Raw genomic sequence first — 13,354 nt, 5'->3', positions numbered from 1 at the left:
TTGAACGTTTGACGATGCGTGAAGAACATTGGCTTCCTGTCGTTCGGCCACTGGTCGCCGAGCCCGCACTCCGAGACCCGGTCGGCCGCCGACTTCCTGCACCAGTCGATCGACCTCGCGGTCGCGGCCGAGGAGCTGGGCGTCGACGGCGCGTACTTCCGCGTGCACCACTTCGCGCGGCAGGCGGGCAGCCCGTTCCCGCTGCTCGCGGCCATCGGCGCGCGGACGTCGAAGATCGAGATCGGCACCGGCGTGATCGACATGCGGTACGAGAACCCGCTGTACATGGTCGAGGACGCCGGTGCCGCCGACCTCATCTCGCGGGGCAGGCTCCAGCTCGGCGTGAGCCGGGGATCCCCCGAGCAGGTGATCGACGGCTGGCGGTACTTCGGCTACGCCCCCGCGGAGGGCGAGACCGACGCGGACATGGCCCGCGACCGCGTCGAGGTCTTCCTGAAGCTCCTCGAAGGCGAGGGCTTCGCGAAGCCGAATCCGCGGCCGATGTTCGCCAACCCGCCGGGCCTGCTCCGCCTCGAACCGCACTCCGAGGGGCTGCGCGACCGCATCTGGTGGGGCTCGGGCTCGAACGCGACGGCCGTCTGGGCGGCGAAACTCGGCATGAACCTGCAGAGTTCCACGCTCAAGGACGACGAGACGGGCGAACCGCTGCACGTCCAGCAGCGCAAGCAGATCGAGGCCTACCGCGAGGCGTGGAAGGAGGCGGGCCACGAACGCGAGCCGCGCGTTTCGGTCAGCCGCAGCATCTTCGCGCTGACCAACGACCTGGACCGCGCGTACTTCGGCAGCGACCGCAACTCGCGCGACCAGATCGGCATGATCGACGAGAACACCCGGGCGATCTTCGGCCGCTCGTACGCCGCCGAACCGGACGAACTGGTGCGGGAACTGAAGGAGGACGAGGCCGTGCAGGCCGCGGACACCTTGCTGCTGACCGTGCCGAACCAGCTGGGTGTCGACTACAACGCCCATGTGCTGGAGAGCATTCTGACGCACGTCGCTCCGGAGCTGGGCTGGCGTTGAGCGCACGCTGACCGAGGGGGCGGCGGCTGGAACAGGCCGCCGCCCCCTCGGTTTTGTGTTGCTGGTGAAAATGCTTTTTGCACTGCGCCAATAAAGCGCTTTTCTTGCCGGACTGCCGTGTCAACACTTTCGAACCGGTAATGGCTCGAAAGAAGGAGAACGGCGTTCTCCGGTGTTTCTTTCCTGTTCCGCTCCGTGTCGCCGCTCCTAGGCTCGCCGCATGACCATTCCTTCCGAACCCATCGGCAGCATCCCGCGTTCGCCCGAATTGCTCGGCGCTCTCGCCGCGCGCCAAAGCGGGCAGCTCGGCGACGCGGCCTTCGCCTCCGTTCTCGACCGGGCCGTTCGCGAGACCATCGAAACGCAAGCGGAGCTGGGCGCGACCGTGGTCACCGACGGCGAGCAGCGCAAACCCAGCTTCGTCACCTACCCGATCGCGGGCTCGGGCAACCTTTCCGCGGACGGCGTCGTCATCCCGTTCGCCGACGGCCACCAGCGGCAGCTGCCCTGTTTGACGTCCGGGCCGTTCCGTTACCAGGAGCACGCCGAGCAGTATGTGCGGGCCGCGCGGCAGTGCACGAATATTCCAGTGAAACAAGCGGTTATCGCGCCTTCCGCGCTGTCGCTGCTTTACCCGGTCTCGGGCATCGACGGCTATTCGCGCGAGAAATTCCTCGAGGACCTGGTCGACGGGGCCGAGGCCGATATCCGCGGGTGCCTCGACGCGGGCGCGCACGTCGTCCAGCTGGATTTCACCGAGGGACGCCTGTCGCTCAAACTCGATCCCAGCGGTCAGGTGCTGCGCGATTTCGTCGAGCTGAACAACCGGGTCCTGGCGAGGTTCAGCGAATCCGAGCGGGCGCGCATCGGCGTCCACACCTGCCCCGGCGGCGACCTGGACTCGACGCACAGCCTCGACGTCGATTACGCCGACCTGCTCCCGACGCTGTTCCGGCACACTGTCGGCAATTTCTACGTCCAACTGGCCAGCGAGCCCGATCCGGACCGGGTCCTGCGCGTCATCGCGGATCAGCTCAGGCCGGGCGTTCGCGTGTTCGTCGGGGTGATCGACCCGATCGACCCGCGCGTGGAGACGGCCGAAGAGGTGCGCGATCGGGTTCTGCGTGCTGCTCGTCATATCCCGGTGGAGCAGCTCGGAACCTGTGACGACTGCGGCTTTTCCCCGTTCGCGGACGACCAGTCGACCTCGCGGCAGACCGCGTTCGCCAAGATCCGCGCGCGGCTGGAAGGCACCGCGCTCGCGGCGGAACAGCTCGGCGTCGGTTTTCCCGCTGCCCGCACTGGCCAGGATGCGCACCATGCCGCCGCTGTCGACTGATTATCGCGCGCGGTAAGGGAAATCGCCCGGCGGTCGCTACGCACCGTGCCTTTCCGTGCCTGGATCGGGGCAGGCGAGGGTGCGGACGAGGCGGTGGCGGTGACCCGCGGCCGACCATGCGCAGCAAACCGGACCGGATTCCCGGCCACGAAAGGGAAACGGCTTGCCCGGCCGGGTGTTTCTGGCCCGGTTTCGCTGGAACGGATGGTCTTGCAGTAACAGCGTGCATTCGCTGCGCTACTGGTTGTAACGTCGGTCGTCGGCAGTGCGGCCGGACGGCGAAGGGGAGAGATGACGTTTTCGAGAATCAGCGGCGGCGCGGTGGCGCTGCGGGCGGCGCGGGCTTTGGCGGTCCTCGCCGGACGATCGCTGCTGCTGGGACCGGCGAGGGCAGCGGCGTGGCTGCGCGGCGAACGGTTCGACCGGGACGTCTGGCTGGCGGACACCGTGGTGGCGCTGGGACCGGCGTTCGTGAAGGCTGCCCAGCTTCTGAGCACCCGGGCGGACCTCCTGCCGCCGAGCGGATGCCGCGCGCTTTCCCGGTTGCACGACCAGGTTCGTCCGGCCCCGCTGCGCACGATGCCGCCCGCGCTGCGGTTCGGCGCGGCCGAACCGCGGCTGGTCGGTGCGGGCAGCATCGCCTGCGTGTACCGGGTGGACCTCCCGGACGGCCGGACGGTGGCGGCCAAGGTGCGCAGGCCGGGGATCGTCCGGTCCCTCTCGGCCGATCTCGCGATGCTGGAATGCGGCGCACGCTTGGCGGCCCGACTGCCGATACTGCGCGGGGCGCCGGTCAACGCGGTGACCGCGCAACTCGCCGAAAGCATTCGTGCGCAACTGGATTTCACGCGGGAAGCGGAGCGGCTGGAAGGCTTCCGCGAAGCGCTCAGCACCGCCGACGGAGTGACGGTGCCCGGAGTTCATCGCGGACTGTCCACTGAGGACATTCTGGTGATGGACTTCCTGGACGGCCTGGCGCGTCGCCGTCCGGAAGAGCTCGGCGAGGAGGAGCGCCGGAACGCGGTGGTCACGGCGTTGCGCGCGGTGTACCGGATGCTGTTCCTGGACGGCGTGGTCCACTGCGACCTGCATCCCGGCAACCTCTACTTCCGGGAAGACGGTTCGATCGTCGTGCTGGACGCGGGTTTCACCGTCCAGCTGTCCGAGTCCGCACGGGAGAAGTTCGCGGCGTTCTTCTACTGCATGAGCCAGGGCGACGGTGAGGCTTGCGCGGACATCGTGCTGTCGACCGCGACGGCACCGCCCGGGTCCGACCCCGCGGGATTCCGCGCCGAACTGTCCGCACTGGTGGAGGAGCACACCGGGCGCAGCGCGGCCGACTTCGACCTGGTTTCGTTCGCCGCCAAGCTGTTCGACCTCCAGCGCCGCCACGGTCTCCACGCCGATCCGCAGTTCGTGTTCCCGATTCTGTCCCTGCTGGTCCTGGAGGGCACAGTGCGCGAGTTCCATCCCGACGTCGATTTCCAGCGCGAAGCCCGGCCCATGCTGGTCACCGCCCTGATGGAACGCGTCGTCGCCATGCCTCAGGAAACGCGGTGATGCCCGGCGTCGTGGCCAGGGCGCTGCGCCAGGACATGAGGCAGGTCGACTTCGGGCTGCGCCGGTTCCGGCTTCGTCCCGGCCCCGCCCGCGGTGTCCTGGAAGCGTCCGGGCGAGCGTTCCTGACCGGACTGAACGCCTCGGTCGAGCCGGACCGGGACGCGCTCGGGCAGCGGGTGTCCGCGCTCGAACCGGAGCTGCGCGGGTTCGCGCTCGAGGGTGCGGGAATGGGCTGCGCCCTGCTGGACCTGCTCCTCCCGGCCCGGCGCGGGCGGGTCGCGGCCCTGCTGAACGGACCGGCCGCGGACTATCCGCACCTCGTGCACGTCGGCATCGGCTGGGCCTATGCACGGCTGCGGCTGCGCCCGTCGCGGAACGCGGGAACGGATCCGTTGCTGCGGTGGCTGGCCTGGGACGGATTCGGCTTCCACCAGGGCTTTTTCCACACCGATCGGACCGTCGGCCGCCATCGCGTCGAACCCGGGATCGGCCCCGGACCGCGGCATATCCGCGACCAGGGGCTCGGCCGGGCGCTGTGGTTCTGCGAATGCGCCGACCCGGACGGCGTCGCGCTGCGGATCGCGGAATTCCCCGTCGAACGGCAGGCTGACCTGTGGAGTGGAGTCGGCCTCGCCGCGACGTACGCAGGCGGTGCCGACGCCGGGGAACTCGCCCGGCTCGCCGACCTGTCCGGGCCGCTGCGCGCGCATCTGGCGCAGGGCTGCGCGTTCGCCTGCGCCGCGCGGCGGGTCAGCGGAATCGTGCCCGCGCACACCGACAAAGCGGCCGAGGTGCTGGCCGGGACCAGCACCGGCGCCGCCGCGGACTGGACCGACCAGGCGCTCGGCCGGCTGCCCGCTCCGTCGACGCTCGCGCACTACCAGCGCTGGCGCGCGGAAATCCGGTATCTCTGGGAGAGGAAGAGCCGATGAGGCCTTTTCTGCGCCGGCACCTCGCTCGCGTGGTCGCGTTGTTCGGCTGCGCGGCGGTGTTCGCGTTCACGGTCGTTCCGCAGTCGTCCTCAGCCGAGGAAGCCGAGCTGGCGCACCAGTTCTCGTTCGCCGCCGCGCCGGTCAGCCCGGACAACGCGCCCGGCGGACGGCACGTGCGGACCGTCGCCCCGGCCTACGAACAAATCCGGTCGTGGATCTCTTCCGTGGGCGCGGCGACCGCCCTGTTCGCCGCGGACGGCGGCCCGGTCGCGCACGACATCTGCCTGGTAGACCCACGCACGGACACGGTCACCGTCGAGCCTGCCCCCGGCACCGGTGCGCGATACCAGCCGTTCGCGCTGACGCCGTCAGGGCTGGAGATGCCGTCCTTCGCGGCACCCATGGGCTGCCTGCCCGCGGACGTCGACGAGAACGGCCGCCAGGACGTCGTCGTCTACTACTGGGGCCGGTCCCCGGTCGTCTTCGAGCGCCTGCCGGGGGCCGCGCCGTCCGCGGCCGCGTTCCGCGCGCGCGAACTGGTCAGCCCGTGGCAGGTCTGGAACACCAACGCCGCCACCATCGGCGATTTCGACGGCGACGGGCACACCGATCTCGTCTTCGGCAACTATTTCCCGGACGGCGCACGCGTGCTCGATCCGACCGCGCACCAGCCGGAACTGACGATGAACGATTCGCTGTCGCACGCCGCGAACGGGGGCACGCTCCGGTTGTTCCGCTCCAGCGGACCCGGGCGGTTCGCCGAGGTGCCCGACGCTTTCCCGCCGGAGACGCGAACCGGGTGGGCGCTCGCGCTCGGCGCCCAGGACATCGGCGGCCGAGGGCTGCCGGATCTCTACGTGGCGAACGACTTCGGCCCCGATCACCTGCTGGTCAACGAGTCCGCTCCGGGCCGCGTCGCGTTCCGCACGGCGACCGGGACCAGGCACGCGACGACACCGAAATCGAAGGTGCTGGGCAACGATTCGTTCAAGGGCATGGGCGTGGCCTTCGCCGACCTCGACGCGAAGGGCGTCCCGGACATCCTGGTCAGCAACATCACCGAGCCGTACGCGCTGCAGGAAAGCAACTTCGCCTATCAGTCCAGTATGGACCGCGCACAGACAGCCGCCAGATTGCGCGATGGCGTAGCACCCTACGACGACCGCAGCGAGGATCTCGGCCTGTCCCGCACCGGATGGTCGTGGGATGTCAAGGCGGCTGACTTCGCCAACTCCGGTTCCGACGAGGTCATGCACGCGACCGGGTTCGTCGCGGGCGAGGTGAACCGGTGGGCGCAACTGCAGGAGACCGCGATGTCGAACGACCTCGTGCTGAGCCACCCCGCGTTATGGCCGCGATTCACCGAGGGGACCGATCTGTCGGGGCATGATCACAACTCGTTCTTCGCCCGCGGCGCGGACGGCCGCTACGTGGACGTCGCGGACCGGGTCGGGGTCGGGACCGACGCGGTGAGCCGCGCGTTCGCGGTCGGCGACGTGGACGGCGACGGGCGGCTCGACTTCGTCGTCGCCAATCAGTGGGCACCGTCCACTTTGTACCGCAACACCTCGCCGGCCGGTGCCTTCCTCGGACTGCGCTTGCGAAAACCCGTCGGCGGCACCGCGTGCGGGACAGGCGGGCCGGTTTCGCCTGCCATCGGAGCCGAGGCCGAGGTCGCCGCACCCGGTGGCGGGAAGCGGCTGGAACAGGTGTACCCGGCGAACGGGCACAACGGCGTCAACGCCCCTGACCTGCACTTCGGCCTGGGCAGCGAGCCACCGTCCACACTGCCGGTCCGCCTGGCGTGGCGAGACGGCTGCGGACACCGCCACGAGGGTTCGGTGACGCTTCCGCCCGGCTGGCACCAGCTGCGGCTCAACCCCGACGGCACCATCGAGGAGGACCGGTGACCAAGTCGCCGAGCGAACGCCGTTCCGCTGCCCTGCGCCGGTTCGGCGCGTCGATCACCGTGCTGACCGTGCTCGGGCACACCGTGCTCGGCTTCGAACAGGCGTATCTGACCCCGGTGGTCGCCGTGTTCGCCGCGCTGGCCGCGGAGATCGTGCTGGAGTCCGTGGAGGCGACGGCCGCCGAACGTCGCCCACGCTACCTCGGCAAACCCGGTGCGGTGGTCGATTTCCTGCTCCCCGCCTACATCACCGGCATGGCGTGCGCGATGCTCCTGTACGCCAACGACCGGTTCATGCCGACGGTGCTCGCCGCGGTGGTCGGGGTCGCTTCCAAGTACCTCGTGCGGGTGCGGATCGGCGGCAAGAGCAGGCACGTGCTGAACCCGAGCAACGTCGGGATCGTGGTGGTCCTGCTGCTGTTCGGCTGGGTCGGCATCGCGCCGCCGTACGAGTTCACCGAATGGGTCACCGGCTGGTGGGGCGCGCTCGTGCCCGCCCTGCTGCTGGTCGCCGGGACCATGCTGAACGCCAAGCTCACCGGCAAGGTCCCGCTGATCCTCGGCTGGGTCGGCGGCTTCCTCGGCCAAGCGTTGCTGCGCGCGCTGTTCACCGATATCTCGCTGGTCAGCGCGGTGCTGCCGATCACCGGCACGGCGTTCGTCCTGTTCACCAACTACATGATCACCGACCCGGGCACCACGCCGTCCTCGCGACGGAACCAGGTGTACTTCGGGCTCGCCACCGCCGCGGTGTACGGCGTGCTCGTGCAGTTCCACGTCGTGTTCGGCCTGTTCTTCGCGTTGACGATCACCTGCGCGCTGCGGGCCGCGGCGCTCGCGATCGCCGCCCGGAAGAGTCCGCAATGGACGGTCCTGGTCCCGGCGCCGCGCACCGCTGCCGAGCCCGTCCCGGCCCGGGAGCCCGCATGACCCGCCGCGAACCCGGCGAGCCGATCGCAATCGTCGGGATGGCCTGCCGCTACCCGGACGCGGCCGATCCGGCGCAGCTGTGGGAAACCGTGCTCCACCAGCGCCGCGCGTTCCGGCAGTTGCCGCCGGGACGCCTCGACCTCGCCGACTACTGGAGCGCCGACGCCAGCGTCCCCGACCGGACCTACAGCACCCAGGCCGCGGTGCTGGCGGACTGGGATTTCGATCGGGAGGCGTTCCGGATCCCCGGCTCGACGTTCCGCGCCGCCGATCCCGCGCACTGGCTGGCCTTGGAAACCGCGGACCGGGCGCTGGCGGACGCGGGTCATCCGGGAGGTGCCGGCCTGGACGCGGACCGGGTGGCCGTCGTGGTCGGCAACAGCCTCACCGGCGAAGTGACCCGCGCCCGGACCCTGCGGCTGCGCTGGCCGTACGTCCGCGACGTCCTGCGCGTCACGTTGTCCGAGGTCGACCTCGCGGAAGTGGAAAAGCGGTACCTGGCAGCGTTTCCCGAGGTCGGGGACGAGACGCTGGCCGGAAGCCTCGCCAACACCATCGCGGGCCGGATCTGCAACCACTTCGGCTTCCACGGCGGCGGGTACACAGTGGACGGTGCGTGCGCCTCGTCCATGCTCGCCGTGATCACCGCCTGCCGCGCGCTGCGAGACGGTAGTGCCGATTTCGCGCTGGCCGGGGGAGTGGACCTGTCGCTCGACCCGTTCGAGCTGGTCGGCTTCGCGAAGACCGGTGCGCTGGCCGCCGAGGAGATGCGGATCTACGACGAGCGTTCGGCGGGCTTCTGGCCCGGCGAGGGCTGCGGAATGCTCGCGCTCGCCCGCGCCGAGCACGCCCGCGCGGCGGGACTGCCGGTGTACGCGGAAATCCTCGGCTGGGGCGTTTCCTCGGACGGCCGCGGCGGCATCACCCGGCCCGAGCCGGACGGGCAGCTGCTCGCGCTGCGCCGCGCGGGCGAGATGGCCGGGATCGAGCACGCCGAGATCGGACTGTACGAGGGACACGGCACCGGAACGGCGGTCGGGGATCTGGTCGAGCTGACAGCGCTGAACCGGGCCCGGTCGGGTGCCTCGTCGGCCGCCGCGCTCGGCTCGGTAAAAGCGAACATCGGGCACACCAAAGCAGCTGCCGGAGCCGCTGGGGTGGTGAAAGCCGCGCTGAGCGTGTCCTCCGGGCTGCTGCCGCCGACCACCGGCTGCGCGACGCCGCATCCGGCGCTGGGGGAGACCCTGCGGGTGCTCTTGGAGGCAGAGCCCTGGCCGGAGGGCCGCCGCCTCGCCGGGGTGAGCGCCATGGGGTTCGGCGGCATCAACACCCACGTCGTGCTGGGCTCTCCGGCGCGGACCCGGCCAGTGCGGTCGTCGGTGGCGGATCGGCCGACTCCGGAATTCGACGTCATCGCGGTCAGCGGACCGGACCCCGCTCTCGTCGCCGCCGAACTAACCCGGATCGCCGAAGCAGCGCCGCGATTGTCACGAGCCGAACTGCACGACCTCGCCTGCCAGTACGGACGCCTGGGCACCGCCGGGCCCGTCCGCGCCGCGCTGGTCGCCCACACCCCGGCCGAGCTGGGTTCTCTCGCTGCCCGTGCAGCAGCCGAGGTGCCGTCGTTGCCCCACGGTCAGCTCGCGGCATCCCCGGGCTGCTGGCTGGGCAACGCCGTACCAGGCCGGGTCGCGCTGCTGTTCCCCGGACAAGGCGCGAGCGGCGCGGAACCAGCCGACACCACGCTGGCCCAGCCCGCGATCTACCGTGCCTGCCGCACGGCGCTCGCGCGGCTCGACGAGCTTGGCGTCACCGCGAGCGCGGCGATTGGACACAGTCTCGGCGAACTGGCCGCGCTCACGTGGGCGGGCTGTCTGTCTGCCGAGGACGGTGGACGGCTGGCCGTCGAACGCGGCCGGATCATGGGCAAATACGGCACGTCAGGCACCGGAATGCTCGCTGTCGCGGCGAGCGCGGACGAGGCGCAGGCGCTCTGTACCGGCACGGACGTCGTGCTGGCCGCCGACAACTCCGCTCTGTCGCAGGTGCTTTCCGGTTCGGTGGCCGAACTCCAGACGGTGGCGGAAACAGCCGAGCGGCGCGGGTTCCGCGTCACCTGGCTTCCGGTGTCGCACGGCTTCCACAGCCCCGCCATGGCTGCCTGCACCAAGCCGTGGCGTGCGTTCCTCAAGGGCATTGGGCTCGCTCCGGTGCGGCGCACGGTGGTGTCCACTGTGTACGGCCGCCCGCTCACCGACGAGGATGATCTCGGCGAACTGCTCGTCCGGCAGTTGTGCGCGCCGGTGCAGTTCCGGACCGCCGTACAGGCCGTCGACGCGGACCTGTTTGTCGAGGCGGGCCCCGGCCGGGCTCTGAGCACCTTGGCTGGTCGGGAGGCAGTCAGCCTGGACATCGGCTCATCCGGCGACCGGGCAGCCGCCGATTCCGTTGCCGCACTGTTCGCCGCCGGATCCGTCGCGAACCTCGCCCGCTGGTTCGCCGGACGCGCCGCGCGTCCCTTGGACCTCGACCACGAACCGGAGTTCCTTACGAACCCGTGTTCGGCAGCACCCTCGGCGATCCCTGAGCCGCGGGAAGCGCTCGACGCTGCTCCGGCTCGCGACGCCGCCGCGACCGTCACCGGCTTGCTCGCCGAGGCCACCGAACTCGACGCAGCGCTCATCGGCTCCGACGCGCGCCTCCTCGCCGACCTCAACCTGAGCTCGCTCCGGGCGACCCAGCTCGTCGTGGAGGCGGCGTCGGCGCTCGGCCGGAAGCTCCCGTCGGTGTCGATGGCGTTCGCCGACAGCTCGGTCGGCGAGGTGATCGCGGAGATCGAACGGCTCCCGGAGACCGCGGAACCCGACGTGGAGACCCCGGGAGTGCGGCCCTGGACCGGCTGCTTTACCGAGGTCCTGGCCCCAGCCCGGCCGGAACCGTGGCGTCCGACGAAAACCGTGTGCCTCGCCGACCCGGAAGACGTCGAGGCGCTGCTCGACGCCGGGCGGAAAGCCCTGCGCCATCAGGCGCTCGTGGTCGTGACGCACGACTGCGCGCTCAGCGGCTTCTTCCGTTCGCTGCACCAGGAACACCCCGGGATCGGCATCACCCTCGCTCAGGTCCCGGCCGGCACCGCGGATTTCTCAGCACTCCACGCCGAGCCCGGCCGATTCCGCGAACTAGTCCTCGGTGAGGACGGCTCCTGGTATGAACCGCGCGAGCAACTCGTCGCCGCGGAGCCGGACGAAACCCTCCTCGACGAGCAAGACGTGCTCCTGGTCAGCGGTGGCGGCAAAGGCATCGGCTACGAGTGTGCGCACGCCCTGGCCCGCAAAACGGGGCTCGCGCTCGCCCTTCTCGGCCGCTCTCATCCGGAGACCGACGAACTCCTCCAGTCCAACTTGGACCGGCTGAGGGCGGACGGGATCCGCGTCGCCTACGAGGCCGCCGACGTCGGCGACCCGGATGCCGTCGCGCTCGCCGTGGAAAAACTCACCGCCGAAACCGGCCCGGTGACCGCCCTGCTGCACGCGAGCGGCATCAACGAACCCGCCCGATTCGCCGACCTGACGCCCGACCGGATCCGCGCTCACCTGCGTCCGAAGGTCACCGGTCTGCGCGCGTTGCTCGCCGCCGTCCCGCCCGAATCGCTGCGGCTGCTGGTCACGTTCGGCTCAGTCATCGGGTCGGCCGGGATGGCGGGGGAGTGCCACTACGCGCTGGCCAACGGCCTCCTGCGCGCCGAGGCTCGACGGCTCGCCCGGGAGGTGCCGTCCTGCCGAGTGCTCGACATCGCCTGGTCCGCGTGGTCGGGTGCTGGCATGGCCGAACGCATGGGCGCGGCGCAAGCCCTCGCCCGCTCCGGTGCCACGCCGATCCCGGTCGAGGACGGAACCGAACTGTTCCTGCGGCTGCTGCGCGTGCCGTCGACCCCCGCCGACGTGTCCGTGCACGGACGGCTCGGCGCTGAATTCCCGGCCGGAACCGGCCGCTTCCTGGAGCGGATCCGAGCGGGCCACCCCGGCGTCGAACTCGTCGCCGACGCCACCCTTTCCCTCCGCGCCGACCCGTGGCTGGACGGTCACCGGGTCGACGGAGCAATCCTGCTGCCCGCCGTCGTCGGGCTGGAAGCCATGGCACAGGCCGCTTCTGCGGTCGCTGACCGGGCCCTGACGACCGCGTGCGACGTCAAGTTCGACCGGCCAATCATCATTCCCGACACCGGCGAGCACGTTGTCCGAGTTTGCGCGCTGCGGGACGGCGACGTGATCACCACCGTGTTGCGCTGTGCCGAATCCGCCTTCCAGGCAGACCACTTCACTGCCACTTTCCCCTTGTCTACCAGCGAAAACACTGCGCCGCCGGTCGTCCCCGACCACGGCCGCATCGAGCCGACCGAACTGTACGACCGGCTTCTGTTCCACAAAGGACAGTTCCGCCGGGTCACCTCGGCAGCCGTCCCGGACCCGTGGTCCTGCCTGGCCACGATCACCCCGAACGACGAGCCCTGGTTCGCCTCGGTACTCGGCGACCCGGCCGCCCACGACGCCACCGTGCACGTCCTCCAAGCCTGCGTCCCGACGCGTCGGCTGTTGCCCGTCGCCTGCGACCGCGTCGACTTCGACCCGCGCGCGGCAGGCCCGTGGCAACTCCGCGGCACCGAACAAGACGCCGCAGACGGCCGCTACACCTGGAACGTCGCGGCGACTGACGCGGACGGCCGCACCGCCGTCCGCTGGACCGGCTTACGCCTGGCCGACACCGGCTCACTGCCCGACGACCGGCCGTGGCCCGCGTCCTTGTTGTCCGTGGCGATCACGCGGACAGCGGTGGCGCTCGGACTCGATCCGTCGCTGCGCATATCGATCGGCGAACCGTTCAGCGTGGCTGCCGACAGCTCCTGCCCGGCCGCCTGTGCCTGGGAATTCGTGGAACCACACGAACCACCAGACCCCAGGCTGCTCCGCGTGCTCTCAGGCCCGTGCGACGAGTCGCCCGAACGCCTGGCCGCGCGGGTCTCGACAGTGACGCGGTGCCTGACCCAGGTGAGCGCGAATCCTTCGGAGGCAAGGTTTTCCGGAGCGTATGACGGAGGCTGGCTCGTCCTCGCCGCGGGCCGCGCGCGGATCGCCTCCGCAGTGTTCACTGTGGACGGTTACCCGCTGCCAGTCGCGATCGCTCTGCTCACGGTCGGCATCGCATGACCCCCGCCTACCGGTACCGCCATCCCGTCACCCTGGAGGAGACCAACCTCGTCGGCAACGTCTACTTCGCGCATTACGTTCGCTGGCAAGGACATTGCCGGGAACGGTTCCTCGCCGAGCACGCCCCGGACGTCCTCGCCTCGCTCACCGACGGCTTCGCCGTGGTCACCACCGGCTGCGGCTGCGAGTACTTCGGCGAACTGACCGCCGGGGACGTCGTCGAACTGCGCATGACCCTGACCGAACTCGAGGGCCACCGGGTGGCGATGGCGTTCGACTACTACCGGACCGAGGTCGCGGTGCCGCAGCTGGTGGCGCGCGGGCACCAGTCGGTCGCCTGCATGACCCGCGGCCCCGCCGGACTCGAACCGGTCCCGGTCCCCGAGCAGCTCCGGACGGCCCTGACGCCGTACTTGAAAATCGCGTAGTAAGCTGGGCT

At 70.5% G+C, this 13,354-nt stretch carries 8 protein-coding genes; all 8 read left to right on the top strand.

The features are described 5' to 3' along the window. Positions 1 to 18: 18 nt before the first annotated feature. The 8 genes from EIZ44_RS18770 (at position 19) to EIZ44_RS18735 (ending at position 13,343) form a co-directional block, all read left to right on the top strand. Positions 19 to 1,041, top strand: coding sequence for an LLM class flavin-dependent oxidoreductase (locus EIZ44_RS18770; protein WP_037812899.1), 1,023 nt, complete (start codon positions 19 to 21; stop codon positions 1,039 to 1,041). A gap of 220 nt (positions 1,042 to 1,261) precedes the next feature. Next, positions 1,262 to 2,380, top strand: a complete 1,119-nt coding sequence (locus tag EIZ44_RS18765; protein ID WP_134730105.1) for a cobalamin-independent methionine synthase II family protein — start codon at positions 1,262 to 1,264, stop codon at positions 2,378 to 2,380. 291 nt (positions 2,381 to 2,671) lie between these two features. Beyond that, on the top strand, positions 2,672 to 3,940 hold the full coding sequence (locus EIZ44_RS18760) for an ABC1 kinase family protein (protein WP_134662213.1): 1,269 nt from the start codon (positions 2,672 to 2,674) through the stop codon (positions 3,938 to 3,940). Beyond that, entirely contained in the window at positions 3,940 to 4,872 is a 933-nt protein-coding gene (locus EIZ44_RS18755) for a DUF1702 family protein (protein WP_134730103.1), read from the top strand. Before EIZ44_RS18760 ends, EIZ44_RS18755 begins: the two co-directional genes overlap by 1 nt. Beyond that, positions 4,869 to 6,782 carry a CRTAC1 family protein gene (locus EIZ44_RS18750; protein ID WP_134730101.1) on the top strand — a complete coding sequence of 638 codons (1,914 nt, stop codon included), beginning with the start codon at positions 4,869 to 4,871 and terminating at the stop codon, positions 6,780 to 6,782. Before EIZ44_RS18755 ends, EIZ44_RS18750 begins: the two co-directional genes overlap by 4 nt. Next, positions 6,779 to 7,711 (top strand): RnfABCDGE type electron transport complex subunit D, encoded by a 933-nt coding sequence (locus EIZ44_RS18745; protein WP_134730099.1) that lies wholly within the window; start codon positions 6,779 to 6,781, stop codon positions 7,709 to 7,711. Before EIZ44_RS18750 ends, EIZ44_RS18745 begins: the two co-directional genes overlap by 4 nt. After that, positions 7,708 to 12,915, top strand: a complete 5,208-nt coding sequence (locus tag EIZ44_RS18740) for a type I polyketide synthase (protein ID WP_167754193.1) — start codon at positions 7,708 to 7,710, stop codon at positions 12,913 to 12,915. The genes EIZ44_RS18745 and EIZ44_RS18740 overlap by 4 nt, the downstream gene beginning before the upstream one ends. After that, a complete protein-coding gene (locus EIZ44_RS18735) occupies positions 12,912 to 13,343 on the top strand; it encodes an acyl-CoA thioesterase (protein ID WP_037812894.1) in 432 nt (143 codons plus the stop codon). The genes EIZ44_RS18740 and EIZ44_RS18735 overlap by 4 nt, the downstream gene beginning before the upstream one ends. Positions 13,344 to 13,354 lie beyond the last annotated feature (11 nt).

Origin of the sequence: Amycolatopsis nivea, from assembly GCF_004522235.1 — a bacterium.
Classification (GTDB): Bacteria; Actinomycetota; Actinomycetes; order Mycobacteriales; family Pseudonocardiaceae; genus Amycolatopsis; species Amycolatopsis nivea.
This window is presented reverse-complemented; position numbering and strand designations above follow the sequence as displayed.